Annotated in this window: 29 protein-coding genes; 22 read left to right on the top strand and 7 right to left on the bottom strand. The window is 52.7% G+C overall.

The annotated features are described in order from the left end of the window. Nucleotides 1-12: 12 nt before the first annotated feature. Entirely contained in the window at nt 13-1,521 is a 1,509-nt protein-coding gene (gene arfA, locus NSS64_RS16040; RefSeq protein WP_341140757.1) for an arabinosylfuranosidase ArfA, read from the bottom strand. A gap of 149 nt (nt 1,522-1,670) precedes the next feature. On the opposite strand from arfA, the gene NSS64_RS16035 reads away from it, so the two are divergent. Both NSS64_RS16035 and NSS64_RS16030 read left to right on the top strand, forming a co-directional pair. Beyond that, nucleotides 1,671-2,573 (top strand): ArsR/SmtB family transcription factor, encoded by a 903-nt coding sequence (locus tag NSS64_RS16035; protein ID WP_340941570.1) that lies wholly within the window; start codon nt 1,671-1,673, stop codon nt 2,571-2,573. Between the two features lie 155 nt (nt 2,574-2,728). Continuing rightward, entirely contained in the window at nt 2,729-2,902 is a 174-nt protein-coding gene (locus tag NSS64_RS16030) for a hypothetical protein (RefSeq protein ID WP_341140756.1), read from the top strand. A 123-nt stretch (nt 2,903-3,025) separates the two neighbouring features. Here the strand turns inward: NSS64_RS16030 and glpX are convergent, their stop codons facing one another. From glpX to NSS64_RS16015, 3 genes are read right to left on the bottom strand one after another with little or no spacing between them, the layout of a single operon-like run. Then, entirely contained in the window at nt 3,026-4,021 is a 996-nt protein-coding gene (glpX, locus tag NSS64_RS16025; protein WP_341140755.1) for a class II fructose-bisphosphatase, read from the bottom strand. 28 nt (nt 4,022-4,049) lie between these two features. Further along, complete coding sequence (locus NSS64_RS16020; protein ID WP_341140754.1) at nt 4,050-4,865, bottom strand: pyruvate, water dikinase regulatory protein; 816 nt, start codon at nt 4,863-4,865, stop codon at nt 4,050-4,052. Between the two features lie 20 nt (nt 4,866-4,885). After that, nucleotides 4,886-5,527: a helix-turn-helix transcriptional regulator gene (locus tag NSS64_RS16015; protein ID WP_341140753.1), complete on the bottom strand. Its 642-nt coding sequence runs from the start codon at nt 5,525-5,527 to the stop codon at nt 4,886-4,888. 233 nt (nt 5,528-5,760) lie between these two features. Here NSS64_RS16015 and NSS64_RS16010 point away from each other — a divergent pair, with 233 nt between their 5' ends. From NSS64_RS16010 to NSS64_RS15990, 5 genes are all read left to right on the top strand, one after another. Beyond that, nucleotides 5,761-6,336 (top strand): putative ABC transporter permease, encoded by a 576-nt coding sequence (locus NSS64_RS16010; RefSeq protein WP_341140752.1) that lies wholly within the window; start codon nt 5,761-5,763, stop codon nt 6,334-6,336. 386 nt (nt 6,337-6,722) lie between these two features. After that, nucleotides 6,723-6,968, top strand: coding sequence for a hypothetical protein (locus NSS64_RS16005; protein ID WP_340992453.1), 246 nt, complete (start codon nt 6,723-6,725; stop codon nt 6,966-6,968). 55 nt (nt 6,969-7,023) lie between these two features. Then, nucleotides 7,024-7,500, top strand: coding sequence for an NUDIX domain-containing protein (locus NSS64_RS16000; RefSeq protein WP_341140751.1), 477 nt, complete (start codon nt 7,024-7,026; stop codon nt 7,498-7,500). 17 nt (nt 7,501-7,517) lie between these two features. Further along, entirely contained in the window at nt 7,518-7,907 is a 390-nt protein-coding gene (locus NSS64_RS15995) for a ribosomal maturation YjgA family protein (RefSeq protein WP_341140750.1), read from the top strand. Between the two features lie 120 nt (nt 7,908-8,027). Then, entirely contained in the window at nt 8,028-8,819 is a 792-nt protein-coding gene (locus tag NSS64_RS15990) for a lipid II flippase Amj family protein (RefSeq protein WP_340754296.1), read from the top strand. Between the two features lie 23 nt (nt 8,820-8,842). On the opposite strand, the gene NSS64_RS15985 is transcribed toward NSS64_RS15990, so the two are convergent. Continuing rightward, nucleotides 8,843-9,667 (bottom strand): hypothetical protein, encoded by an 825-nt coding sequence (locus NSS64_RS15985; protein WP_341140749.1) that lies wholly within the window; start codon nt 9,665-9,667, stop codon nt 8,843-8,845. A gap of 298 nt (nt 9,668-9,965) precedes the next feature. On the opposite strand from NSS64_RS15985, the gene NSS64_RS15980 reads away from it, so the two are divergent. The 9 genes from NSS64_RS15980 to lepB all read left to right on the top strand — a co-directional run bounded on the left by NSS64_RS15980 (nt 9,966) and on the right by lepB (nt 18,375). Continuing rightward, the gene (locus NSS64_RS15980; protein WP_340992457.1) at nt 9,966-10,967 is read left to right on the top strand and encodes a beta-ketoacyl-ACP synthase III; all 1,002 of its coding nucleotides are present in this window, start codon (nt 9,966-9,968) and stop codon (nt 10,965-10,967) included. Then, nucleotides 10,957-12,174, top strand: coding sequence for an ATP-grasp domain-containing protein (locus NSS64_RS15975; RefSeq protein ID WP_341140748.1), 1,218 nt, complete (start codon nt 10,957-10,959; stop codon nt 12,172-12,174). Before NSS64_RS15980 ends, NSS64_RS15975 begins: the two co-directional genes overlap by 11 nt. Next, nucleotides 12,171-13,163: an NAD-dependent epimerase/dehydratase family protein gene (locus tag NSS64_RS15970; protein WP_341140747.1), complete on the top strand. Its 993-nt coding sequence runs from the start codon at nt 12,171-12,173 to the stop codon at nt 13,161-13,163. Before NSS64_RS15975 ends, NSS64_RS15970 begins: the two co-directional genes overlap by 4 nt. Further along, the gene (locus tag NSS64_RS15965; protein ID WP_341140746.1) at nt 13,160-14,014 is read left to right on the top strand and encodes an MBL fold metallo-hydrolase; all 855 of its coding nucleotides are present in this window, start codon (nt 13,160-13,162) and stop codon (nt 14,012-14,014) included. Before NSS64_RS15970 ends, NSS64_RS15965 begins: the two co-directional genes overlap by 4 nt. Further along, nucleotides 14,011-15,327 carry a F390 synthetase-related protein gene (locus NSS64_RS15960; protein ID WP_341140745.1) on the top strand — a complete coding sequence of 439 codons (1,317 nt, stop codon included), beginning with the start codon at nt 14,011-14,013 and terminating at the stop codon, nt 15,325-15,327. Before NSS64_RS15965 ends, NSS64_RS15960 begins: the two co-directional genes overlap by 4 nt. Next, nucleotides 15,324-16,469 carry a GNAT family N-acetyltransferase gene (locus tag NSS64_RS15955; RefSeq protein ID WP_341140744.1) on the top strand — a complete coding sequence of 382 codons (1,146 nt, stop codon included), beginning with the start codon at nt 15,324-15,326 and terminating at the stop codon, nt 16,467-16,469. The genes NSS64_RS15960 and NSS64_RS15955 overlap by 4 nt, the downstream gene beginning before the upstream one ends. 47 nt (nt 16,470-16,516) lie before the next feature. Beyond that, complete coding sequence (locus NSS64_RS15950; RefSeq protein ID WP_341140743.1) at nt 16,517-17,389, top strand: SDR family oxidoreductase; 873 nt, start codon at nt 16,517-16,519, stop codon at nt 17,387-17,389. 61 nt (nt 17,390-17,450) lie between these two features. Then, nucleotides 17,451-17,852: a DUF4265 domain-containing protein gene (locus NSS64_RS15945; RefSeq protein WP_341140742.1), complete on the top strand. Its 402-nt coding sequence runs from the start codon at nt 17,451-17,453 to the stop codon at nt 17,850-17,852. Nucleotides 17,853-17,877: 25 nt separating this feature from the next. Further along, nucleotides 17,878-18,375 carry a signal peptidase I gene (lepB, locus tag NSS64_RS15940; RefSeq protein ID WP_340941550.1) on the top strand — a complete coding sequence of 166 codons (498 nt, stop codon included), beginning with the start codon at nt 17,878-17,880 and terminating at the stop codon, nt 18,373-18,375. Here the strand turns inward: lepB and NSS64_RS15935 are convergent. After that, nucleotides 18,372-18,671, bottom strand: a complete 300-nt coding sequence (locus tag NSS64_RS15935; RefSeq protein WP_340992466.1) for a Dabb family protein — start codon at nt 18,669-18,671, stop codon at nt 18,372-18,374. The genes lepB and NSS64_RS15935 overlap by 4 nt on opposite strands. 81 nt (nt 18,672-18,752) lie before the next feature. On the opposite strand from NSS64_RS15935, the gene NSS64_RS15930 reads away from it, so the two are divergent. Beyond that, complete coding sequence (locus NSS64_RS15930; protein ID WP_341140741.1) at nt 18,753-19,211, top strand: hypothetical protein; 459 nt, start codon at nt 18,753-18,755, stop codon at nt 19,209-19,211. A 251-nt stretch (nt 19,212-19,462) separates the two neighbouring features. Continuing rightward, on the top strand, nt 19,463-20,497 hold the full coding sequence (locus NSS64_RS15925) for an HD-GYP domain-containing protein (RefSeq protein ID WP_340992468.1): 1,035 nt from the start codon (nt 19,463-19,465) through the stop codon (nt 20,495-20,497). Nucleotides 20,498-20,825: 328 nt separating this feature from the next. Here NSS64_RS15925 and NSS64_RS15920 read toward each other — a convergent pair whose 3' ends face one another. Continuing rightward, nucleotides 20,826-21,230, bottom strand: coding sequence for a hypothetical protein (locus NSS64_RS15920; protein ID WP_341140740.1), 405 nt, complete (start codon nt 21,228-21,230; stop codon nt 20,826-20,828). Nucleotides 21,231-22,341: 1,111 nt separating this feature from the next. On the opposite strand from NSS64_RS15920, the gene NSS64_RS15915 reads away from it, so the two are divergent. The 4 genes from NSS64_RS15915 (at nt 22,342) to NSS64_RS15900 (ending at nt 26,323) form a co-directional block, all read left to right on the top strand. After that, on the top strand, nt 22,342-22,875 hold the full coding sequence (locus NSS64_RS15915) for a hypothetical protein (RefSeq protein WP_341140739.1): 534 nt from the start codon (nt 22,342-22,344) through the stop codon (nt 22,873-22,875). A gap of 425 nt (nt 22,876-23,300) precedes the next feature. Then, nucleotides 23,301-24,041, top strand: coding sequence for a GTP pyrophosphokinase (locus NSS64_RS15910; RefSeq protein ID WP_341142824.1), 741 nt, complete (start codon nt 23,301-23,303; stop codon nt 24,039-24,041). Nucleotides 24,042-24,100: 59 nt separating this feature from the next. Further along, nucleotides 24,101-25,726, top strand: coding sequence for a glycoside hydrolase family 9 protein (locus tag NSS64_RS15905; RefSeq protein WP_341140738.1), 1,626 nt, complete (start codon nt 24,101-24,103; stop codon nt 25,724-25,726). Nucleotides 25,727-25,771: 45 nt separating this feature from the next. Beyond that, complete coding sequence (locus NSS64_RS15900) at nt 25,772-26,323, top strand: YfiT family bacillithiol transferase (protein ID WP_341140737.1); 552 nt, start codon at nt 25,772-25,774, stop codon at nt 26,321-26,323. Nucleotides 26,324-26,593 lie beyond the last annotated feature (270 nt).

Raw genomic sequence — 26,593 nt, 5'->3', positions numbered from 1 at the left:
AGCATTCAGTAATCAGCCGTTCACCCGCAGCCGGATTACGTTCCAGGAAGCAGCCGGAAGCATTGCGCTCACCCGGCCGCCGTCTGTGGCTGCTGTTCCCCGGTTGTGCGGAAGCACATTCGACGGGTTGGAGCGGGTATTGGCCGCCTGAAGATCCTCATGCTCAAGAACCGTGTGCTGAATAACCTCTACAGCGCCGAAGCTCCGCAGATCAACCGCCAGCTCCATGCCTTCGCTCAGATGGCGGTTCACTGCAAACACAGTAACCTCGTTCAGCTCCTCATTGTATACACTGACCGCTTCCAGATATGGAACGTCGGTGAAATCCTTGGAATCATATTTCGAACTTGTAATCAGCGGGTGCAGCACTGTTCCCCGGCCGTAGATGGAGGCATGCATGTAAGGATAATAAGTGGTCTGCAGCCAGAGCGGTCCGCCGTCCTCCGTCATAATCGGGGCAATGACATTAATGAGCTGGGCGATACAGGCCATCTTGACCCGGTCTGCATGCTTGAGCAGGCTGATCAGGCAGCAGCCCACCACCAGCGCATCCTCCAGGGTATAGACATCCTCGAATTCAGGCGGTGCAATCTGCCAGTGCTGCTCGGCACGGCTAGAGCCCTGCGATTTCCAGACATTCCATTCATCGAGGGACAGGTAAATCTTTTTCTTGCTTTTCTTCTTGGCCTTGATATAATCACATACTGCTGCTACGCTGTCGATGAACTGATCCATATCAAGCGATTGGGCCAGGAAATTCGCTGTATCCCCATCATTGTTATTGTAGTAAGTATGCAGCGAGAGGAAATCGACATTATCATAGGTGAGATCCAGGACTGTAGCTTCCCATTCGGCAAAAGTGCTCATACTGCTGCCCGAGCTGCCGCAGGCGACAAGCTCCAGGGAAGGATCTACCCAGCGCATCGCTTTGGCGGTCTCATTGGCGAGTCTTCCGTATTCGACGGCAGTCTTGGCTCCGATCTGCCATGGACCGTCCATTTCATTGCCCAGACACCAGGTGCGGAAGTTGTGCGGCGTCTTGTAGCCATGAGAGATCCGCAGGTCACTCCAGTAAGAGCCGGAGGGATGGTTGCAGTACTCGACGAGATTCCTTGCTGCGTCGATTCCGCGTGTGCCCAGGTTCACTGCCATCATCACTTCAGAACCGGCCAGCTTGGCCCAATCGGCGAATTCATTCGTGCCTACCTGGTTAGTCTCTGTAACCCACCAGGCAAGTTCAAGAGAGCGCTTCCGTTCCGCCTTGGGTCCAACGCCGTCTTCCCAGTTATAACCGGATACGAAGTTGCCCCCCGGATAACGGATGATCGGTACGCGCAGTGCCTTGATAGCCTGGAGGGCATCGCTGCGGAACCCGTTCTCGTCAGCGGTAGGATGTCCCGGCTCATAGATTCCGCCATAGACGGCCCGGCCCAGATGTTCAATGAAGGAACCGTACAGCCTTGGATCTACCTCGGCCAGCTTGAAGTCTTTGTCGACAATCATCTTGGATTGAATGCTCATAGTTAGAAGCTCCTTTGTATTAGATTAATATAATAGCTAATCGTTCAAGCCCGTTTATGATTACATGATACGAATTACGGGGTATACTAAGCAATAACTAATTTCAGGATTAACTTAATAACTAATTCAAAGAGCACGGAGGGCCACCGATGTATTTAACCACAGATTCCGAATCGTTGAAGGTCTATGAAGCACTTGCCAGTGAAGTGAGGCTGCGGATCATCGATCTGCTTAGCAGCGAGGAGATGCATATTAAGGAGATTGCAGCCAGGCTGTATCTCAGCAGTGCCATTGTCAGCTCGCATGTAGCCAAGCTGCAGAAGGCCGGCATTGTCAGCTCCCAGATGAAGCGGATCGACGGGGGGACTTATAAATTCTGCTCCCTTTCCGCGAATTTCTTGCAGATTAAATTATCCGGGGCCAAAGGCATCGCCCGCAAGGTAGTGGAGGTCTCTGTCCCTGTGGGCCATTACACCGATCTTGAAGCTTCACCGACCTGCGGCATTGCCACAACCGAGAAGCTGATCGGGTATTATGACGACCCGCGTTATTTCCTGGACCCGCAGCGGGTGGATGCCGGCATTCTCTGGTTCGCCAAAGGATACGTGGAATATAAGGTTCCGAATTATCTGTTCATGGATCAGACGGTGCAGGAGATTGAGATTTCCATGGAGATCGGCTCGGAGGCACCGAGTGTGAACGAGAAGTGGCCTTCGGATATCTCTTTTATGATGAATGGCATTTCGCTTGGCAAATGGACCAGCCCCGGTGACTTCGGCGTGATGAGAGGCCGGCTGACTCCAGCCTGGTGGCAATCGGATGTGAACCAGTACGGGCTGCTGAAGGTGCTGCGGATTAATGCGGGAGGCACTTACATAGACGGGCAGCAGATATCGGCAGTTACCATCGATCAGGTGGGCTGGCAGCAGGACCAGTGGAGCTTCAGGTTCACGGCAGAAGACACGACCCGAAGGCGGGGCGGCTTAACGTTATTCGGGCGCGGCTTCGGGAATTACGAGCAGGACATTGTGTTTCGTGTCTATTATGAATAAGAGGGGCCCGTCCGCTGAATGGCAAGTGGAAGGAGAAAAGGAAAAAGAAAGGGAGAAGAAGCTTTGTTCAGACGGGATGTTTGCAAAAGGGGTCTGCGGGTAACTATAACTAAGTAATTCAAAACGCACAGCTTGCATAACAAGGAGGAGTTCACATGTCAGATCAATCCGGCAATGAAGCAGACATCCGCAACAAAGAGAATAAAGACGGGGATTCACTCGCGGAACGCAAAAAAATGGAAAACGGTGTGGATATTGAACCGGAAGCCGATGATTGGGAAGCCAAACCGGCCGAAACCGCTCATCCCGATCCGCTCCCGAAGAATTAGGAACGCTGGAGCGGGAACAGAAGACCTATAATTGACCAGTTAGACTATCAGAGGGCAGAAGGCAGAAGTACAGCCAAGCCCTCTGCCCTCTGATGTGAATCATTATTCCTCATCCTTTTACGCTTACCCGGCTGCCATATCGACGCTCTCGCTCGTTCCTTGAGGAATCACTTTCCCGGGAAGGTAGTGGATGGTGCGCAGATAACGGATGGTACGGCTGCTCGCCCGCATAATAACGGAATGTGTCTCGGCCCGATCCTTCGATAGTTGCCGGACACCGCTCAGAAATTCTCCAGAAGCAATACCGGTGGCTGCAAAAATTACATCACCGGTTCCAGCCATATCCTCCATGGTGAGTATATGTGCAGGATGCGTAATCCCCATACTCAGGCAGCGCTGAAGGTCAACAGCGTTCTCCGGCAGCAGCCGTCCCTGTATCTCTCCCCCAAGGCAACGCAGCGCAGCGGCAGCAAGGACTCCTTCAGGCGCACCGCCTGAGCCCATGTACAGATCGACATTACTGTCCGGCAGGGCCGCCGCGATTGCACCGGCTACATCTCCATGCCCAATGAGCCGGATGCGCACGCCCAGACGCCGTAATGTAGCGATTAGGGCTTCATGCCGCTTGCGGTCCAACACCAGTACGGTCAGATCGGATAAGGCTTTGCCGGTCAGCGCGGAGGCTCTGCGGACCGTTGTCTCATGATCGTCGTCCAGACTCAGCTTGCCGGCCAGTTCAGGGCCGCAGGCTAGCTTCTCCATGTAGATATCCGGTGCGTGAAGGAGAGTGCCTCTATCGGCAACCGCAATAATGGATTGCGCATTGTGCAGACCGGAAGCGACAACCTCTGTACCCTCCAGCGGATCTACAGCAATATCTACCGCCGGTCCGCGTCTGTTGCCTACCCGCTCTCCGATGTAGAGCATGGGCGCTTCGTCCATTTCGCCTTCACCGATAACGACCGTTCCATCAATGGATACGGAATCGAACATGGTACGGATTGCCGTTGTAGCCGCATCATCAGCGGCCATCTTATCCCCGCGGCCGGTCCAGCGTGCTGCTGCCAGCGCCCCCAGTTCAGTCACTCTTACAATTTCCAATGCCAGCTCTCGTTCCATATTCTTCCCCTCCAGTGGTGTTCTAGTATTAATCTTCCGAATCGGCTATATAGCCCATAATTATTCCTGCGGTCTCTTCAATGGCCTTGTTGGTAATATCAATAACCGGACAGCCCAGCTTGCCGAACAATACATTGGAATACTGAATCTCATCCTCGATTCGTGCCAGGCTAGCATATTGTGAGGTCTCCGGCAGATGCAGCGCCCTAAGCCGCTCGGAGCGGATCTTGAGCATCATCTCCGGTTTCATGGTTAGCCCGAACACCCGGTTCGGCGGCAGGGTGAACAGCTGGGACGGAGGGGCCATTTCCGGGACGGCCGCCAGATTAAGGACCTTGTTGCCGCGATGCGCGAGGAAGATGCCAAGCGGCGTTTTGGAGGTGCGGGACATTCCCAGCAATACAATATCTGCCCTGGGCAAGGCTGACAGATCCCGGCCCTCATCACAGGAGACGGTGAATTCGATGGCTTCCATACGCTTGAAATAATTGTCATCAAGCTGATGCAGCAGACCGGGTCTTGCCTGCGGCTTATCATCGAACGTATCGATGAAGGCCTGCATCATGGGACCCATCAAATCAACGATCCTCAGGTCCAGGCGGACCGCCTCTTCCCGGATGACCTCTCTCAGCTCCGGCTGCACCAGTGTATAGGCGACAAATCCGTGAAGCTGTGCAGTCTCCTCCAGCAGCTTGCGCAGCTCGTCCTCGTGTCTGACATTGCCGTATCTTCTTATCGTGACCGGACTATTCCGGAACTGGTGAATAACAGCCTGCACCACTGCCTCGGCTGTATCGCCAAGCGAGTCCGAACAAATGGTGATGAATTGTGACGAATGCTCCATTGGGTATAGGTTCCCTCCTGTCAAACGTTAAGCTCGAATTCTAAGAGAAGCTTGATAATCGCTGTCTTTGTCAGCCGTCCGATTACCTCCTGGCCCATGTCCGCCTGCTTGAATGCAGGGTGAAGGACTGGCAGACTATCGACCTCATGAACAATCATTTTCGATGCAGCCTCCAGAACGGTCTCCTCGGGGGAGACCGTCACGACCTTGGTGCGCCGGGTCATTACCATGCTAACCGGCATCGTTGCCGCAGCGGGGTTGCCTAAGGTTACCTTCAGGAAGTCCTTGCGGGAAGCGACCCCGGTCATCCGGCTCTCCTCATCACAGATCACCAGCGTCCCTACGTTCTGCAGGAACAAAGTCACCACCGCATCCTGGATGGTTGCCGTTTCACGAACGATAATCGGTGTGCTTAGAATGGCGGCAACCTTCGTCTCCTTAAGCACATCGCTGCCTTTCAGCTTCCCCGACACTTTCTTGCCCAGGAAGTAGCCGACCTTCGGCTTGGCGTCAATGTATTCGAGCATGACCAGCACAGACAGGTCTGAACGAATCGTCGGGCGCGATAATTGAAGCTGCTCGGCAATCTGGTCGCCGGTGATCGGGGCGTGTTTTTTGACAATTTCAATAATCAGCAGTTGACGGGATGTCAAATCAATCACATTCTTCCTCCAGTTCCATCAGATATCGGTTGATTCTTCTTTAATAATACGTATTATATGTGGATTACGCAATATATAATGTGTCATATATAAAAAAATATGTATTTATTCATCCTATAATATGGGCCGACACGCCAAGCCGTCTTCACTCAGATTCCCTCATAACCAGCCGCTCCCCGAGGCATACTAGCCTGGATTAGTATATTAATGGATCAGGAGGCGGCAGAATTATAATGGCAATACTGCTTATACAGAGCGGGTACAGTGCATTGGCGGCGGTGAGTCCATCCTTGTTCTATTTCACTGTCTACTCGTTCATGGGGTGGGTTCTTGAAGGCAGCTATAACCTCTACAGCGCAGGTACCTTTCGCAAAGAAGGCTTCCTGAAAGGGCCGTTCAAGCCCATGTATGGCTGCGCTCCCTTGCTGCTGCTGGCGGCATATGAGAGCAGGCTTCCCTTCTTGTCCTTCCTGCTGCTGGCACTGCTTATTCCATCGGCTGTGGAATTTGTCAGCGGCTGGCTGCTGAAGAGGATGTTTCGTCGACAGTGGTGGGATTATTCAGCAATGCCGTACCAGCTCAAGGGGCATATCTGCCTGAAGTTCTCGCTGTATTGGTGGGGCCTGTCCCTTATCTGCATCTATGCCATTCAGCCGATGGTTCATTCCCTGTACCGGCAGGTTGAACAGGCATGGCTGCCGCTGCTTCCCGGAGTGCTGCTGCTGTTCACAGCGGATCTGCTGTGGACCTTCCGCACCCGCCGCCGCGGGCTGCCGCTGCTGGAGGCACCGGAGCTTGGCGAAGGGTAAGGAGTGGGTGACGAATGTGAATACAAAAAACAAAAGAACCCAAAGATATCTCCGGCGTATGTCTGGAGGTATTTTTGGGTTATATAACCTGTCAGACAAGGAATATCATACAACCATGTCAAATATAGTGCTAACCCGGTTTATTTATTAACCGTAGTGCGGGAGGGAACATGAACAACTTTTTCAGCAAATACAGCCGGTCTATTATAATTCTTGAAACGCTACTTATTGCAGTACTATCGCTAATGCTGATACGGGAAGTCAACAAGCCCGTCCCTTTGGTCAGGGACCAGCGGGACTTGATTACGCATTTTGATCAGCTGGATTTGGACAGAATTACAGAAATGATACATAGATTTAATGAAGGCAAGGGAGATAACCTTACCATGCTTCAGTGGGGTGTTGACAGCGGGCCGTATGTTCATGATTTCTACAACGATGGCAGGGTGCTGCACTGGACGGTGGACAACAGCCGGGACTGGGCAGGCGACGGCGGGAAGATTGAATATGTGTGCAGAGCGATAGGGCTCTCCGAGACTCAGGAGTTCTATAACGTAGAGCTGACGGATTGTGAGAATCAGCCGGATGACTTCGTGGTTCATCCGGTTTCTTTCCGCAAGGATGAGCTATAGGCTGGAATTAAGAAGGATAGAGGGACCAATTGAAATCAAGTCAGGAGGAAGCTTCATGTCAATGTCTGAGTATTACCGGGAGCTGCGCGGGAAGGCCGGAGGCGGGCTGTTAATGATGCCGTCTGTAGCGGCTGTAGTAAGAGATGAACAGGATCGGATTCTGCTGATCCGCAAAAAGGATGAGACCTTATGGGGCCTGCCAGCCGGAGCGGTTGAACCTGGAGAGACCCCGTCCAGGGCGCTGCGCAGAGAGGTGTTCGAAGAGACCGGCTTAATGGTTACGCCTGAACAGGTTATCGGCGTATTCGGCGGTGAGAAATTCAGATATGAATATAGCAATGGGGATCAGGTAGAGTACACGGTTATTGTATTTGAATGCGTCATTGTTAAAGGCCAGCTCAGAAGCCTGGACGGAGAAGCGGAGGAGCTGAGATTCTTCAAGGAAGATGAACTGCCCGGGCTAACGATCCCTTATCCCCCGAAGCTGTTCGTGCGGGATACATCTGCGCCGCGAAAGATTGTATTTGATTGATGAAGGAGTAGTTTCGATTGCGGATTTTGAATTTACAATCCAGAATGATCTACTGCGGCGCAGTACTGCTAGCCACCCTGCTGGGTCTTGGGACCAGGGCATACGGGAACTCGCTGCCGCACTTTGTCAGCGAACACTTTGGGGATGCGATCTGGGCAGGGATGATCTACCTTGCCTCCCGGGTGCTGCTGATCCGGCATCCGCTATGGATGTCGCTTGTCCTTAGCCTGTGCTTTAGCTTCGGAATTGAGTTCAGCCAGCTCTACCAGGCAGAGTGGATTCTGCATGTGCGTGCTACAACCCTTGGCAGCTTGATTCTCGGCCACGGCTTCCTGTGGATTGATCTGGTCCGGTATACAGCCGGAATTCTGTTCTGCTGGACGGTGGACCAAATCTTACAAAATTGATTCTGGATTATATAGGAAGAAGAATATATATTAAGTGAGGCGATCCGGTCTGTAATAATCTGGAACAAGAATACCGGTCATCTGCCGAAGGCTGCCTGATTTGGAGATGAGTAACCGTAAATGACGAACAGCTTATTAGTGGTATGCCTGTTGACTCTGATTATTCATACAGCGGAGACATTGTCGTATTCGGTGCGGTTTGCGGGAGTGAAGCTGAACAAGATCGCTATCGCCTTATCCCTGACCGGAATTATCGTGCTGGTCTCCAGAACCGCAAATATGGTACAAGGTCCCTTAACGGCGAAGTTCGTAGATTATGCCAAAGCTGACGACAGCTTCCCGCTGCTCAACTATCTGCGGATTATTATGCTGGCTTCTTCACTGGGGACATTGATCGCGATTGCGTTGTTTCCAACCTTCGTAGGACTGTTCGCAAGAGTGATCTCCAAGCTGGAGATCGAAGGATCTATCCCTAAGCTGCTGACGAGTGTAACGGTCAGCCAGCTCAAGAATACGCGCAAATATATCCGCAGACCGAAGGTCAGGCTGAGCAGCTTCCGTTATCTTGGAATTCCCAAACGCTTCATCGTGATGAATGTCTTCGTGACGGCCTTCTACACAGTTGGCGTATTATCCTCGATGTATGCGGCCAAGCTGTTGCCGGAATTCAGCACCACTGCTTCCCAGGCATCCGGCCTGATTAACGGGATAGCAACGATACTGCTGACGGTGTTCATCGATCCGCAGCTGGGAATCATCACCCATAAGGCAACGGAGAATGTGGAATACCGTGACCAGCTCGGGAAGATCTATGTACTCCTGATGGGCTCGCGCTTTCTGGGGTCTCTGCTGGGCCAAGCCCTGCTGGTACCGGGAGCCTTCATCATCACCTGGCTGGTGAAGCTGCTCTGACCCTCATGACTATGCTGCTTCGGCTACTTCGGCAGCTTCAGCTCTGCGGCACGGAGCGCCGTGCTGATCTGTTGCTCCCAGCTGTACAATTGTCCGACCATAGTACGGATCTCCTTCATCCGGTTATATGACAGCTTCATTGCAGCCGCAGCCTGGGTGGCGTCCCCCGCCTGGACCGCAGCTTTGTAGCGCTTGTCGGCCTCGGTTCTCTCTGATTGTGCGGCTGAGAATAGCTTGTTCTGGGCGGCAATCTGCTTCTTGAGCAGGGTGATGGGGGCAAGGGCATCCTTAGCCGGCTTGTTCTTCGCAGCAGTTAACGCTTTGGCTTCTGCCAAGGCTGAGGTGGCCTTCTTCACTTCAGCCCGTGCTGCAGCAGCGGCAGCCTTAAGCTTATTGCGCTTCAGCTCAAGCACAGTGGCACTCTTCAGATTGCTTACCTTGCGGGCAGCGGTGATCTGTTTGCTGAGAGCAGTATACTGGTCCAGGAGCGGAGCATGCTTCTTCTGCACCGCTTCCGAGGCAGCCTTAAGCTTGGCGAGCTGGGCAGCATTAGTGGCTTGAAGCTGCTTGTTCACTGCGGCAAGTGCGGCGTTATTCTGCTTGCGCAATTCCTGATTCCGCTGGAGGTCAGACTTCAGCGATGCCTGTAGACCCGTATAGTCTGTATACAGATTATGAATCTCGTCCAGCGCAGAATCCCACCCGGAATCGGCAGAGACACCGGACAAGGGAGAAGTACAAAGTGACAGCAGTATCACCAGCACAAACAGCCTTCTTACAGCTCTTCCCGAGAAAGGTGTAACAACTCCCATACCTCTCCAATTCGTCAAGTCCATGAATTTAAACATTGCGTTCAGCTCCTCTGATTGTTCATTTGGCAATAGACACAAAGAAGCACCTCCAAGAAAGGCATGAACTGCCTGTCCTGCGAGGTGCTTCTCCCGCTTAACGTGTGCTATTGTGCATCTACTATAACCCTGTGAACCTGCGGCAGTCAAGTATTTTTAAGAACTCCAGTTCGTGAAATGGGATATTTATCTTCTTTTTGTATATGACTCTGCCGGAAAATCTAGTAGAATATATCTGTAGTTTACAATAATATATAAAGTTCGACATCTTGGTACTCACAGGAATGGGAGATGCATTATGCAGCTTAGACATGTGAAAATAAAAGGAACAGGCAAATATTTGCCGGAGCGTGTAGTCAGTGATGCAGAGCTTGATCAGATCCTTGGCACAACACCGGGCTGGGTGAACAAAATCACCGGCGTCGGCACCCGCCATTATGCCAATACAGATGAAACCGCCTCCTTCATGGGCGCAAGAGCTGCTGAAGCGGCCCTCGCCGATGCAGGCCTCAGCTTCAGTGAGGTCGATTGTCTGGTGTGTACGAGCGGAACCAAGGAGCAGCCGCTGCCGAGTACCGCCGTGTTCATTCAGCAGGCCATGGGGCAGGCGGATTCCGGTGTGCCGGCTTTTGATATCGATGCGACTTGTCTCAGCTTTCTGGTGGGGCTTGATGTAATGTCCTACATGGTGGAAGCGGGCAGATATAAGAATGTGCTGCTGGTGGCCACTGAGATTGCATCGGTGGGGCTGAACTGGCAGGATAAGGAGAGCTCGGCCTTGTTCGGTGACGGAGCGGCAGCGGTGGTGATCGGCCCTGCGGAGACCGGTGATTCCTCGCGGATACTCCACGCTTCGCTCAAAACCTACAGCAGCGGTGCGCGTTATTCGGAGATTGCCGGGGGCGGGACCAGACTGCATCCCCAGAATTATACAGCTGAGGATGCGCTGCCTTATCTGTTCCATATGGATGGCCAGGCTATATTCCGCAAAGCGTCCAAGCTGCTTCCGGATTTCATTGCAGACATGCTGAGCGCCACAGGCAATAAGATGGACGACTTCTCGCTGGTTATTCCCCATCAGGGCAGTGCAATGGCGATGCGTCTCCTGCGTAAAAAGCTCGGTATTGCCGAGGACCGCTTCCTCGACAACACCGCTGGCCATGGTAATACGATTGCAGCGTCTATCCCGATGGGGCTGCATGAAGCGATCCGTCAAGGCCGGATATCGCGCGGAGAGCGGATCATGCTGATCGGCACAGCGGCTGGGCTGTCTCTGGGAGGCATGATTATTGAGTACTGAAGCCCGGCGTATTCTGATTACCGGCGGACGCGCCCCGGTAGCCCTGGAGCTGGCAAGGCTGTTCAAGGCTGCGGGCCACCGGGTATACGTGGCGGAAAGTGCTGAGTATCATCTGTGCCGGGTATCCTCTGCCGTTGAGGCCAGCTTCCGGGTGCCTGCCCCAAGGCATCACCCGCAGGCATATGTCCAGCGGCTGGCTGCGTTAACGGAAGAACTGGGCATTCACTGCCTGATTCCCACCTGCGAGGAGATCTTCTATGTCTCTGCCGGTCTTGAGCATCTGACGGGGTGCCGCGTACTTACGTCAGAACGAAGTATTCTGGCCGGGCTGCACCATAAAGGGGAGTTCATGGTCCTGCTCCGTTCGCTCGGCTTCAAGGTCCCGGACACGGTGCTGATCAGCAGTGCAGAAGAATGGCGGAGAGCCGTGAAGCAGGCAGCGGAGAGGGGGGAGCAGCGGGTCTATAAGCCTGCGTACTCCCGCTTTGCCTCTAAAGTCATTCTTCCGGGTAAAAGATCCGCTTCAACTAATCCGCATAGTCTTGCTCTAGGGGAAGCAGAGCCTCCAGCCGGACTATCGGCCGGGGCTCCCTGGGTGTCCCAGGAGTACATTCAAGGCAGAGCTGTTTGTACGTACAGCATTGTTCATGACGGCACAGTTGTGGCGCATGCAGCGTACGACAGCAGGTACAGGACGGGGCGCAGCGGGGCCAGTGTGTATTTTGAATCGCTGGAGCATCCTGCGGCTCTGGAATGGGTACAGCGGTTCGCCGCAGCAACCGGCTTCAGCGGCCAGATCGGATTCGATTTCATCGAACCGGAGAACGGGATGCTGTATCCGATTGAATGCAATCCGCGCGCTACAAGCGGTATTCATCTGTTCACGCCGGAGGAAGGGCTGACGGAGGCGCTGCTCAATCCCGGACCGCTCATGCAGAGCGGAACAGTCATTGTCCCGCGTTCAGCCCGCACAGCCATGCTGACGCTGCCCATGCTGGGCTGCGGGCTGAAACCGGGACCCGGGGGCTTCCGTAGCTGGCGGCAAGCGCTGCTTGGAGCAGCAGATGTGGTCTACCGCAAGGATGACCGCCGCCCTGCGCGCGAGCAGTTCCGCATAGTATACGCCGCCTGGAAGACAGCCCGGCGGCATCACATCTCGATTACAGAGGCGTTAACTGAAGATATAGAATGGAATGGTGAGGCATGACCAAAGCGCTGGTAACAGGTGCAACCGGATTTCTTGGACGGCATACCGCCCTGAGGCTGGCCCGGATGGGCTGGGAGGTCTACGCGCAGGGACGCAACCCGGAGCTGGGGAAGCAGCTGGAGCAGGAAGGTGCAGTGTTCCTGGCCGGGGATCTGCGTGACCCGGAGACTGCCTATAGCTTTTGCCGGGGAATGGATGTGGTGTTCCATTGTGCGGCATTGTCGTCACCCTGGGGGAAGTACAAGGAGTTCTATACTTGCAATGTGGAGGCTACAAACCATATCGTAGAAGGGTGCAAACGTCATGGAGCAGGAAGGCTGGTTCATATCTCCACGCCCAGTGTGTATTCCAGCCAGCGGCCCCGCTTCGGCATCCGGGAGAGTGATCCGCTTCCCGGGCGGCCGGCCAATGCCTATGCCGCAACGAAGCTGATTGCCGAGCAGATCATCCGGCAGGCTTCAAGCGCTGGCCTTACCGCCTTCATGCTCCGGCCCAGAGCCATATTCGGCCCGATGGATAATGCCTTGTTCCCCCGGTTGCTGGCAGCGAATGAGAGCAAGGGGGTGCCGCTGATGAATGGCGGACAGGCCAAGCTTGATCTCACCTGCGTAGAGAATGTAGTCGATGCCATGCTGCTCTGCTGTGAAGCCCCGCTCTCTGCTTCCGGCAGTGTCTACAATATTACCAATGGTGAGCCGTTAAGGTTCGAGGAGCTGGTCACCCGGCTATTCTCACTGCTCGGGCTGCCGCTGCACACCCGGCGATTGCCCTACCCGGTAGCTTATACCGCAGCGGCCCTAATGGAGGGGATCTACAAGGTGCTGCCTATCCCGGGTGAGCCGCTGCTGACCCGTTATTCTGCAGCCGCACTCGGCATCTCCCAGACACTGGATATTACACTGGCCCGCGAGCAGCTGGGTTATCAACCGCGTATAACAACAGACGAGGGACTTCGTGCCTTCGCAGAGTGGTGGAGGGAACAGCAATGATTACAGAAATTCCAGTTGGATTATCTATACTGTCTGCGGGCTATTGCCTGCATCCCGAGCGGCTGACGCTGCGTGGAGGCACACTGAAGCCGGTTGCCTTCCCGGCGGGCTATGCCCTGATCCGGCATCCGCAATACGGACCCATCCTGTTCGATACGGGCTACAGTGCGCGTTTTTTCGAGGAGACAGCAAGTCTGCCAGCCTCTATATACCGCAAGATCACTCCGGTTGTCTATAGGGAGGAAGAGAGTGCTGCGCGGCGGCTGCAGGCAGGCGGGATATCGCCGGAGGAGGTGCGGTATGTGGTACTGTCGCATTTTCATGCCGACCATATCGGCGGGGTCCGGGATTTCCCGCAGGCGCAGTATATTTATCTGCAGAAATCTTACGATGCCGTAAGCGGGCTGGGTCCGGTGCGGGCGACGAAGGCGGGATTTCTGCCCGGGCTGCTGCCGGAGGATTTCAAGCTCCGCTCCATCCCTGTGGATGAAGCCTCGGCGAAGCGCCCGCTGCCGCAAGGCCTTCCGTTCCCGGAAGCCTATGATCTGCTTGGAGACGGCAGCCTGCTGGCGGTTGAGCTGTCAGGCCATGCCGCCGGGATGATCGGCGTATTCGTCTCCACCGGCGAGCATGATTATCTGCTCTGCGCAGATACAGTCTGGTCGAGCCGGGCGTTCCGGGAGAACCGCAAGCCGCACCCGGCAGCAGGCTTGATCATGTCCAGCCGCACAGAATACCACCGCAATTTCGAGCGGCTGCGCCAGCTGCATGAACAATTTCCTAAGCTTCGGATTGTGCCCAGCCATTGCCGCGAGGCGCTTGCGCACTGGGGAACGGGAAGTGTGACATGAAGCGCATCAGACTGGTGATCACCCATTATATTCTTACCAAGTGGGGCAGACGCTGGAAGAACCGGGCAGCACTCGAGCAGTGGCAGGAGAAGCGTATCCGGCTTCATGTAGAGAAGGTGAGGCAGCGCTCGGAATTCTACAGGGAGCTGTGGGCAGGTATTCCGTCCAAGGAATGGCGGAGTTTCCCGGTGATCGGGAAGCCGGAGATGATGGGGAATTTCGATCAGCTCAATACAGCGGGCATTACGAAGGAGCAGGCTTTTGCAGAAGCCTATGAAGCGGAGAACAGCAGGAACTTCAAGCCTACGCTGCAAGGCGTCACCGTCGGGTTATCCTCGGGTACCTCCGGCAACCGGGGGATTTTTCTCGTTGGCGAAGAAGAGCAGGCCGCCTGGACCGGTACGGTGCTGGCAAAGCTTTTGCCGGGTGGACTGTGGAAGCGGGCGAGCATTGCATTTTTTCTGCGGGCAAACAGTAATTTGTATGAATCTGTGAAGCAGGGACGGCTGCAGTTCCGGTATTTCGATCTGCTGGAGCCGCAACCGCAGCTCTTGGCCCGTATGATGGAATACCAGCCGGATATCTGGATCGCACCGCCGTCCATGCTGCGTCTGCTGGCCGGGGCACAGCAATCGGGTGAGATGAATCTGCATCCCCGCCGGATCATTGCGGTTGCGGAAGTGCTGGACCCGCTCGACCGGCAGCAGATTGAGCAGACCTTCGGACAGAAGGTCCATCAGGCTTATCAATGTACCGAGGGCTTCCTCGGTGCGACCTGCAGTCACGGGACGCTGCATCTTAATGAAGATATTGTACATATCGGCAAAGAAATGCTGGATGAACATTCACGCCGGTTCGTGCCCATCGTGACCGATTTCTCCAGAAGTGTGCAGCCCATCGTCCGCTACCGGCTGAATGATATTCTGACCGAAGCGGCAGAGCCTTGTCCCTGCGGTTCGCTGTTCACGGCCATTGAGCGGATCGAAGGACGCTGCGATGATATTCTGTATCTGCCCCATGCGGCAGATAGCACGGAGGTCACTCTATTCCCTGATTTCGTTACCCGGGCTGTGCTGGCTGCTTCCGCAGACATTGAGCATTACAGGGTTATCCAGCACAGCCTGACTGAGCTGGAAGTCTCCTATCGTACACGTAGCGGCACCGATCAAGGCACGGAACAGCAGATTACAGCAGAACTGACGCGCTTGTTCACGAGGCTGTCCTGTCGCCCTCCACACCTGACTTTTACCGCTTACAGCTTCGTACCCGGAGCTGTGAAGCTGCGCCGGGTGGAGAGGAGGTGGAAGCTGTGAAGAACAGAGTGACGCTATATGACCGCGATTCTGTCGGTGGGCTGGATTGGCCGGATTCGGAGTATGGGCGGTATGCCCGGGAGTATCTTACACCGCTGCTGGAGCGGGGTGCGCAACCTTTTATCGATAATGTGAGTACAACTGTTAAGGTGCTGACCATCGATGGACTGCCGGTTCCGATTACCGTCAACGAAGCAGACTATGACAATTCGTATGTATGCTCACCCTATACCCACTATGTTAGCTATGCGCGTGAGGAGTTAGCTCTGCTTAATAACCGGATGCTTGAGCGACTTCTGTCGCTAATGCTCTCAGGAATGGGCTGGATGCTGCGACAAGCACGGTTCAACCGGGTGGTTCAGGTGAATAACTGGCTGCTGTCCACCAATCTGTATCCTGCCTTAAGTACGGAACAGCTGACGGCGATACTCGATTACCTCCGGCAGACTTATCCGGGTTATACCTTAATGTATCGTTCGCTTAGCCGGGAGACCTCGGGAGAACTCATTGCCACATTGGAGGGGGATGGCTGCAAGCTCGTTCCAAGCCGGCAGATCTACCTGTTGCACCCGAATACCTCTGACTCCAAGGCCAGATGGCTGGTCAAGCGCGACAGGAAGCTGCTGGCAAAGCACGGCTATACTGAGGTTGGCCCGGAGGAGATCACACAGGAAGACATTCCCCGGATCGTGGAGCTGTACAGACTGCTGTATATCGATAAATATTCGGCCTATAATCCGCAGTTCACCGAAGCCTATATTGCTCTGGCGCTGGAACGGCGGACCTTGCAGATCTATGGTCTGCGCAAGGAGGGAAGGCTGGATGCGGTGCTTGGCTTCTATGAGCGTGAGGGCGCAATGACGGCGCCATTATTCGGTTATGACACAAGTCTGCCTCAGTCCTTAGGACTGTACCGTATGCTGTCCGCCGTTCTGATCGGGCTTGCAGGCAGCAGAGAACTATTACTGCACGAGAGCTCCGGCGTCGGCCAGTTCAAGCGCAACCGGGGAGCGGCCGGAGCGACCGAATATTCGGCGGTGTATGACCGGGGCACCTCACTGCTCAACCGCTGCGGCTGGTCCATCCTGGAGCTGCTGCTCCGGCGGATCGGCATGCCGCTTATTCAGAGGCTGAAGCTGTAGGCGGATTCATAACCTGTTAACTTGAGAAAAATGAAAGGAGGTGCCCCATGAACACTAATTTAGGCCTGTCCCATGGGCATGAGCCGGTTGCGCTGATTACCGGGACCTCCAGCGGCTTCGGGCTGCTGACCGCAGTTACGCTGGCCCGCAGAGGGTACCGGGTCATTGCCACGATGCGGGATCTCGGCCGCAGTAAGGAGCTTGTTCAGCAGGCTGAACAGGCGGGGGTACGGGAGCGCATTCATCTGCTGGCACTGGATGTGACGGACGAAGCTTCGATTGCGTCTGCCGTTCAGGCTAGTCTTGAGCTCGCCGGCAGAATGGATGTGCTGGTGAACAACGCCGGCTTCGCTGTAGGCGGATTCGTGGAGGAGGTCAGCATGGAGGAATGGCGGCGGCAGCTGGAGACCAATTTTTTCGGACTGGTTGCCGTAACGAAGGCGGTGCTTCCTCACATGCGGGTCCAGCGCAGCGGCCTGATCATTAACGTGAGCAGTGTCAGCGGCCTGAGCGGATTCCCGGGCTATGGTCCGTATGCCGCCTCCAAGTTTGCGGTGGAAGGGTTCAGCGAGAGTCTGCGCCAGGAGATGCTCTCTTTTGGCGTCCGCGTTGTACTGGTTGAACCGGGCTCCTTCCGTACCCCCATCTGGGACAAAGGGATTACGGGAATACACAGAAGTGAAGGCTCCCCGTATCACACCAGGCTTGAAGAGGTGCTGCGGTACTCCCGGCGGGCGTCCGAGACGGCTCCCGATCCGCAGGAGGTGGCTGACCTGATTGGACGGATCACTGCCAAGCGTGCGCCGAAGCTGCGCTATCCTGTTGGCCGGGGCTCGCGGGTGCTGATGATCGGCAAAGCCCTGCTTCCCTGGAAGGTGCTGGAGGGCATCATTTCGAGGTCACTGCGGGCGATGAAGTGAGTGTATTGCTGTCCGGTATTGTGCCGGTATCACAGGCAAGAATGGAACAGGAGGGTTGCTTTTGCCGGGAACAGTTGGATTACATATATGCTTTGATGAGCAAGGCCGGGAGATTGAGGTGCTGGATGTGACCCGGATCGATAAGGACACGTACAGGATTGAGGAGACGCCGATTTTTAACCCGGGGATTGCGCTTGGCGACATTATCAGAGTGAATGAGCGTGAGGGGATCGCTTATTACGTTGAGACGGTGAAAAAGTCCGGACTTGTCCGGTATGCCTGGCTGCTCAGCAAGGAGGCGGCGGCTTCCGGCGAGATCCGCAGCTTTACGGAGCGGGTTACAGAGCATGGGGGCAAATGGGAGCAGATCTTCGGCGGACTGCTGGTGATTTATCTGCCTAAGCACTCTCTAGTGGATGCGGAGCTGGAAATGTCGCGGATTATAGAGCATTTTGAAGGCTAAATATACGAAGCTGAGGTGAAGGAAGTTGAAGAAATTTTTGAAGCAGTGGGTGCCGAGTATTGCCATTGGCATTATTCTATCCTTATTTATTCGTACCTACGTAGCAGAAGCAATGCGTGTGCCTACAGGCTCGATGATTCCAACTATAGCGGTTAATGACCGGCTTGTAGTGGACAAAATGCTCTGGAATACCTCGCTGAAGCATGGCGATATCGTGGTGTTCCATCCGCCGGTTGCGGAAGATGCGCATAAAAGATATGTAAAACGGCTGATCGGCCTGCCGGGCGATGTGATTGAGATCAAGGATGGCACTCTGTACCGTAACCATGAGGCGGTCGATGAGCCATACCTGCAGGAAAAGATGACCTATACCTTCGGGCCGGTCACCGTTCCCGCAGACCATTATTTTTTCTTGGGCGACAACCGTAACGTCAGCTATGACGCTCACTTATGGGAGACTCCGTTCGTAGACAAGGATGCGCTGATCGGCAAGGTGCTGTTCGATGTGAACCAGTTGTTCTAAATCGGGTAGTCGACCACCACAACATTCTCCAGGATTCCCTCGAGCATAGACACGAACTTCTGATGGGCTGGATGCGGTCCGTACTCACGCAGGGCTTCCTGATTCTCAAAGGTCACGCGGAGCCCCAGCGTATAGCCGTGGACATTCTCCTGCTCCTCGGTCACATTGATGCCTGCCGTAAGGTCAATGATGCCGGGGATTTGCTTTTTCAGCGCCAGCAGTGCTTGTAACAGGTCTTGCTCCTGGCCGTTATCGAATTGCTCATTGAAGCGGAAGACAACGAGATGCTCATACATAATGGATGGATCCCCCTTGGACAAAGTGTTGGACTGCATTAGCGATTATACTACAAATTGGACGGATGGAGGTTGAATGCGTTGACTGGAGATTTCCTAGCCGTAACCGACCGGATCAAAGCGCCTAACCCTGTTAGAGTCTTGATAGGTGTGCTAATTCCCATTATTATTCTGAGACTGCCCCCTAACCCCGACCCGGATAGACATTTCTATTTAAACTACATCATACAGGTATGGGTTGGACTCAGCATCGCGGCCTGCCTCTTCATTCTCATCAACGCGTTGCGGAAGGAAGGCCGGCTTCAATGGGGGACAGATTCGCTTATTATTCGCAAAAAGCGCATCTCCGCGCAAGGGATTAAGGCCATTTACATAGATGGTCCGATAGTAGGAATATTGCCTGCAGGCAAACGGATTGTCCCGGTTAATCTCTGCTTCAGGTTCACAGAAGACACGGCAGCGGTGAGGAAGAGACTAATGTACTGGGCAGAAGAGAACGAAATTAGGATAAAATACAAGAGATTTGTCAGATGGCTCTGAACAGAATATGGAAAGGCGTCTAAAGACAGGGATTCTATAGCACTAGATTACGGGGAGTTTGTGACTTTGACCGGATTGTTACTTTACCGTCTGTTGACTATGATCAAGTGGAGCATAACGGAATATTCCTAACAAGCGGAAACAGCTTGGCCGTCCTTTCAAGGACGGCACGTTTCAGCGAGAAATAGAAGGATAAGTTACCGTGTGAAACCTGTAAGTTCTTATATTTAATACAAAAGGGGTGCTGGTACTTGAAAGTACATGTCACGGATCTGAAGCACGGTGATTGTCTAATGGCAGACACTTTCAATGGTGTAGGTCTGCATGTTCTCCCCAAGGGGACACGTGTTGAGCGGGAAGAGATTAGTATTCTGATCCGGCACAAAATTGATTATGTCGATATCGAGCCGCGCAGCGGGCTGCATACGGATGCCGAACCTGCGCCCAGCCACGGGCTGCACGATGATTTTGATCTCGCTATTTTGAATTATGAAGCGATTTTTCTGGAAGCCTTGACGAAGGGCAGCTTCTCGCAGTCTGCAGTCGATGATACGCTGAAGCCGCTTCTGGAGACGTTGGAAGGGCAAAAGGACGTTGTCTCTCTGCTGCTCCTGCTGGACCGGGATGACATCGATACATATCACCACTCATTACAAGTGGGCTTATTATCTTATTACATTGCTGCGTGGATGGGTTACTCCAAGGAGGAGCGCTACCAGATCAGCCGTGCGGGCTATCTGCATGATATCGGCAAAAGCCAGGTGCCGCTGTCGATCCTGAACAAGCAGGGTCTGCTGACGGATTCCGAGCAGGAGGAGCTGGCACGCCACACCTTCTATGGTTATGATCTGATCCGCGGCTCCCAGATGGATGAGGTTACCGCGCTGGTAGCTCTCCAGCATCATGAGTACGAGGATGGCTCAGGCTATCCCAATCAGCTGCTCAAAAAAGAGATTCATCCGTACGCCCAGATTGTTTCGGTAGCCAACATCTACATGTCGCTCACCACTTCTACTGCAAACCGTCCCAAGCAGGGGCTGGTTACGGTGCTGCGTAAGGTGCATGAGATGGGCTTCGGCAAGCTGAACGAGACGGTGGTGCAGGCATTGACCGGACATTTACTGCCGAGCTTCGTGGGTAAGAATGTACAGCTCAGCAACGGCGAAGTGGGCATGATCGTCATGAATAACCCGCTGGACCTCTTTAAGCCGCTGGTCAAAGTAGGCGAGGGCTTCCGGGATTTGTCGCGTGAGCGGAGCCTGTCTATTGATGAAGTGGTTAACTGAATAACCGGATGAAGAGGCACTGTCAACAGCGCCCGCTTCTAATTGAACGGCCAGACTGTCTTTTTGGACAGTTTGGCTTTTTTTAAGAATTTATATGTTTTGGGGTAATCGCAAGCTTACCCTTATTTTAAATCTATACGACTTTCTGTAAAACGATTTCAGCGTTTGCGGTGTGAATAGCTCCCGTATGTGAGATGAAGCTAGAGAATGGCAGGGCGCATTAAGCCACACATCGTGCTGACGCATTACAGCTTGTCCCTACAGCAAAACCGACTTAACATAAGTAAGTCAAGTTTTGGCTGTAGAATACAAACTTAATCGGTCTAAATTAATTCAAAACCTCATCAATTAGAGCAATCATGACTGTATATGTAACAGCCTTCTTGTAAATTGAGGTGTTGTTAAAAAGCAAAATAAACATTGCTGCTAAACTAGCTAATAAGACAACTAGAAAACCAATTTTAACGGCATTTTCATTAAAATCTGAGACACTAAAGACTGTTGTTGCTAGTGAGATAGCTACAGCGGAAATTGCTAACGAATTTGATAATGCTGGCGGACTTTGCAATTGGCCCTGGTATCTAATTTTTGTGTTTTTTAAGTCCTCCAGGCTTATTTCGTTTTGATTTTTCAAATCCATTAATTCGTTCTTTGCTAACGTAATATCATCTGGTGTTGCTACTTTTTTTGATCTCAAATTTTCTTCAATTTTATAGATTTTTTTGTATGACAAGAATTCAACCCCTCATATTGTTTTAAATTGTAAAAATGTAACAAAATATATATCGGAAGATCGACGTTGTTAATTAATAGGATTATATGGAGGTGGTGATAATGTAATCGCTAGAGCAAGAGAGCCGAACCGTTACCAGGCAAAACAGATAGGACTGTATCACTGCGGAAATTTAACCAATCGGCAGATTGTCTAGCAACTGGGCATTGATGAAAAGAAGGTCGGCGTCTAGAAGCAGCAAGATAGTGGAATGTTGTAAAACAAAAGCGCGGCGAACTGAAAGGGAACAAAAACACCGTAGGCATTCGCGTCGTTGCTCCTCCCGGTAGCAAAAACGCGCAGGGGAACAAGGGCAAGCACTGCGAGCCATATCGGAACGACAAGGCCGTCACTCACGGCTTCTTCCGTAGGTTCCTGCCGGACGAAACTGCCGAAATCATCTAGCAACTTGAGACTCGTTCTTCCCTTGAAATGATGTGGGATCGGATCACGATTCAGTATGCTGCTATTCTACGAGCGCAGCAGATGATGTTGGTGAAGGACAGGGATGATATCACTAAGGAGCTGAAGAAGTCCAAGTTGGTCACTAATGGAGAAAACGGATAATGAGGAAACCAAGTGAGAAATTCATTTTTCCTGTGACAAGCAGGCCACATTCCTTACGGCAAAAAGTCGGCGATATGAATTGAAATGTACCTCAACTGTTTTTCAATTGGTGGGGAATCCACAGAATGTGGATGGACGAGATACACTGGTCTTTGATTTATATCCTCAACAGCTAAAGAAGATTAGTGGGATTAGGACTGAATTTACAGCGTTTAATTACATACTTATTCAAAATAGGTTGATTTTTATAGAGAAATGCACTAATGATATGTCGATGTGGCACACCTTTGTGATGCTGATATTTAACAATGACGTGGAACTGGTTACCTTGCAGGAACTCATGGGACAGACAGACCTTCAGGCTACCCTTCGCTATGCCTGGATCATAGAAGAACGCAAGCGAGAGTTGCTTAGACGTTATCTGGTCAAATGATAAAATACTTAATAGGAAATTCATCCCAGATGTTGTATTATTATCCCATATGATCGATGGGGGGATTTATAAATGTTACATACGTTGAGGAAAGTTGTGGCGGGTATTTTAAGTTTTATTTTTATTGGTTTGGTAGTCTATGGAGCAATCACAAACTACTATGTTAAAGAAGGCGGAACCTTAGAAATAAAGGTTATAGACACCGACTTTGTTCAAAGATTCCCTGAAAGCTTCACAAAACTTGATAGTGATCTTTCAATAATTCATGGTATTCAAAATGGAATTTCTCTAAGCGGCAGAGTCATTTGGGGCGGACTGAAATGGACATGGTTAGATTACATCAATGGATTTCCTGAAGGGTTATTCAAAAAAATACTATGGCTGGTATTTGGATTAATTATAGAGTTCTTTGTGAACCTCTTCATTCATCTGGCAATATTCTTTATGTTTATATATAAATTATTCTCTCTAGGTGGTGTAGCTTACAAAATTGCACTCATAATATCATCTTGTGTTCCTCCTTTCTTAGCAGTTCTGGTTTCACTTATTCAACCAGATGATGACTCTCCAAGTCTAGGTAAATCAGAACCGACTGGGCTGAATTAAGCATAGTTTTATTTAAAGATATGAATTTATATTTATTGGGGGAAGCGAAGCTTACCCCTTATTTATGTGCAGAGAAGAAAGAAGGACAGGCCTGAGGGTTCCTGTGAACGGAGGAGGGTTTGTGTTAACACCATAGATTGGCTATGATTAATTAGAGATGGAAGAGTTGCATAGGGTTCTATCTAAGAAGCACTAAAGAAATTACAAAAAGCCAAAAGAAGCGGAGGGTAAATTTGGCACTTTAGGAGCGGTAACTACCGCCTTTGTCAACGATTTTCAACCGCGAAAAGCGGATAAAATTGAGGGAATCGGGTGACAACAGCAGCCGGAAATCCAAATGTTCACTCAGCGACGACCCAGCTTTGAGTTCAATTTTAAGTGTGTCTTATATAGTCACTGTGCAGCAGGATAAAGGAGAAATGAAGATGCATACCGACAACCAGTTAGAGAAATTGAAGCAGCTCAAATATGAGCTTACCCGCTTTATGATGATTTACAAGTTCGCTCTTGCCGAGATGGAGACCAAGATAGATATCCTTAAAGAGGAATTCCAGCTGCTTCACGACTATAGCCCCATTGAGCACACCAAATCCCGGATCAAATCCCCGGAGAGCATTATGAAGAAAATGCTGCGCAAGAACAGTGAGCTGTCCCTCCCGCAGATCAGATCCAGTATCAAGGATATCGCCGGACTGCGGATTACCTGTTCGTTCATTTCGGATATTTATCAGGTTAGCGCTATGCTACAGAAGCAGGACGATCTCAAGGTGCTTGAGGTGAAGGATTATATTAAAAACCCGAAGCCCAACGGTTATCAGAGTCTGCATCTGCTTATCGAGGTTCCCGTATTCATGTCGGACTGTCAGGAGCATGTCTGTGTTGAGGTACAGATCCGCACGATTGCTATGGATTTCTGGGCCAGTCTGGAGCATAAAATCTTCTATAAATACAGCCAGGCGGTTCCTGAGCATCTGACCCGTGAACTTAAGAATGCGGCTGACAAGGCGTACGAGCTCGATCAGCAGATGGAGCGGCTGCACCGTGAAATTAAAGAAATCAAGGATTCGCAGGAGGACGAAGATCCATTCTCCGAGTTGCGGGATATGATTCTTAACAATCAACAGCTCAGTCTGCCGGATAACTTTGTTAAGCTGTTGAAGGAATAGAGGATGGTTCGACAAGAAAGACATATACATACAGGAGCCAACAAGGGAGCGATTACAGGATGAGTGACAAGCGTCTTCGTACCATTGCAGTGAACCAGGCAGGTTATTCAAGCGGAGGAGAGAAGCTTGCCCTGTTCACCGGGGATACTTCCCGTTTCCATGTAATTGACACAGCAACCGGGAATGCGGTATTCACCGGGCAGACCGGGGCTTATATTGAGGATGAGCCCAGCGGCTGCCGTGTGCGCAGCGGAGATTTCTCGGCGCTTACCTCACCCGGTGAGTACCGGATCGAGGGGGACGAGGGTGAGGAGTCGGCTGCTTTTGTCATTGCAGACCAGCCTTATCAGGAGCTGCAGAGGGGATTACTGAAGGCCTTCTATTACTACCGCTGCGGCGAGAAGCTTGACGGAGAGTATGCGGGAGCCTGGGGGCATAAGGCCTGCCATCTGGCAGAAGGTACGGTCATCGGCCAGCCCGGTCTGAGACTGGACAGCAGCGGAGGGTGGCATGATGCGGGAGATTACGGAAAATACTCCGGGCCTGGAGCGAAGGCCGTAGCGGATCTTCTTCTGGCCTGGGAGCTGTATCCTGCGGCGTTTGCCGGTGTACATACACTACCGGAGAGTGACGGCAGCCTGCCGGATGTCCTGCTGGAATGCACCGTGGAGCTGGACTGGCTATTCAAAATGCAGGAGACCGGCAGCGGCGGGGTCTACCACAAGCTGACCACAGCGCATTTCCCCGGCCTTGATGTGATGCCGGAGGAGGATACTGGGGAGCTGTATTTCTCGCCGGTCTCTGCGGCTGCTACCGGGGACTTCGCCGGTGTGATGGCTATGGCGGCACGGATCTACAAGCCGTTCGATGAGGCCTATGCGGCGCGGTGTCTGGAAGCTGCGCGGGCTGCCTGGAGCTGGCTGACCGCACATCCGCAGGTGCCGGGCTTCACCAATCCGCGAGGGATTACCACAGGGGAATATGGCGATAAGGTAGACAGCGATGAGCGCTTCTGGGCAGCGGCGGAGCTATTCCGCACGACAGGAGATGAACAATTCCACAGTGCTGCTCTTGAGCTTGCCAAGCTGCCGTTCCCCAAAAACAGCTTCGGCTGGGGGGATATGGGCGGCTATGGCACACTGGCTTACCTGCTCTTAGGGGAAGCGGATACTGAGCCATCTCTCTATGCGGAGCTAAGGGAGGGTTTGCTGGCAGAAGCAGACCGCCTGCTGCGGCAGAGCCGTGACGACGGCTACAGAATCTCGCTGCTGGAGGAAGATTATATCTGGGGCAGCAATATGCTGGTCATGAACCATGCCATGCTGCTGCTGGCAGCGGAACATTTCAGCGGGGAACAGGAGTATGCTGCTTGTGCTCTGGATCATCTGCATTACCTGCTGGGCCGCAATGTGCTGGGAATCAGCTATGTGAGCGGATTCGGCGAACATGCGGTCATGCATCCCCATCACCGTCCGTCTGTGGGCGATCATGTGCTTGATCCGGTTCCGGGCCTGGTGGTTGGCGGGCCGGACCGGGGACTGCATGATGAATATGTGAAGAAGCATTTGCGGCGCAAACCCGCAGCCCAGTGTTATGCGGATCACGAGGACAGTTATTCCACGAACGAGGTAACAATCTACTGGAATTCACCGGCATTGTTCGTGACGGCGAGGTTCAATTGCTGATCAGATCAGGAGACGCAGAACAATAACAAAGGAGCTGTGAGCGAAATGAACGACAATGTGGAAGAGCAGGAGCTGGAGTTGTTAAAATACCCGATTGGAAGATTCGCCGCTAAGGGGAACCGGACAGCAGAAGTGCGGGAAGAATCGATTGCGGTCTTTAAGCAGTTGGCAGAGGAGCTACGGGCAGCAGTTGAGCCGCTGACGGTTGAACAGCAGCACACGCCTTACCGGCCGGGAGGCTGGACCGTAATTCAGGTCGTGCATCATCTTGCCGATACCGGCATGTATGCATACCTCCGCTTCAAGCGGGGGCTAACGGAGGAAACACCGCAGGTTCCAAGCTACAGACAGGATCTGTGGGCGGAACAAAGCGATTATACCGGCGAGCCGGTGGAATCCTCACTCCAGCTCATCGGACTGCTAAACCGTAGATTCGCCACTTTGCTGGAATCCTTGCAGCCTGAAGATTATGACCGGACCTTCGTAAGCGGCGGTCTCGGTGAGATGACGCTGGATACCGCCGTGGAGAGGTACATCTGGCACAGCCGCCATCACATCGCCCAGATTACAGCATTGGTCCAGCGAAGCGGCTGGTAAGTGATAACTTTGTTTTATTATGAACAGACGGAGAGGGTGTTTACCCGCCGTCTGTTTATTTTGTCCGGGACCGGAAAAGGGGGGGAGGCCCGACGAGTGAACGAGGAGTCTGGAATGTATGTGGAAAACAGCATACATTCGGGCGGATAAGAGGCTCCCGGGCAGAATGTATGTGGAAAACAGCATACATTCGGGCGGATACGAGGCTCCCGGGCAAAATGTATGTGGAAAACAGCATACATTCGAGCGGAAGCGGGCCTATGGTCAGAA

Origin of the sequence: Paenibacillus sp. FSL H8-0122, assembly GCF_038005345.1 — a bacterium.
GTDB lineage: Bacteria > Bacillota > Bacilli > Paenibacillales > Paenibacillaceae > Paenibacillus_AQ.
This window is presented reverse-complemented; position numbering and strand designations above follow the sequence as displayed.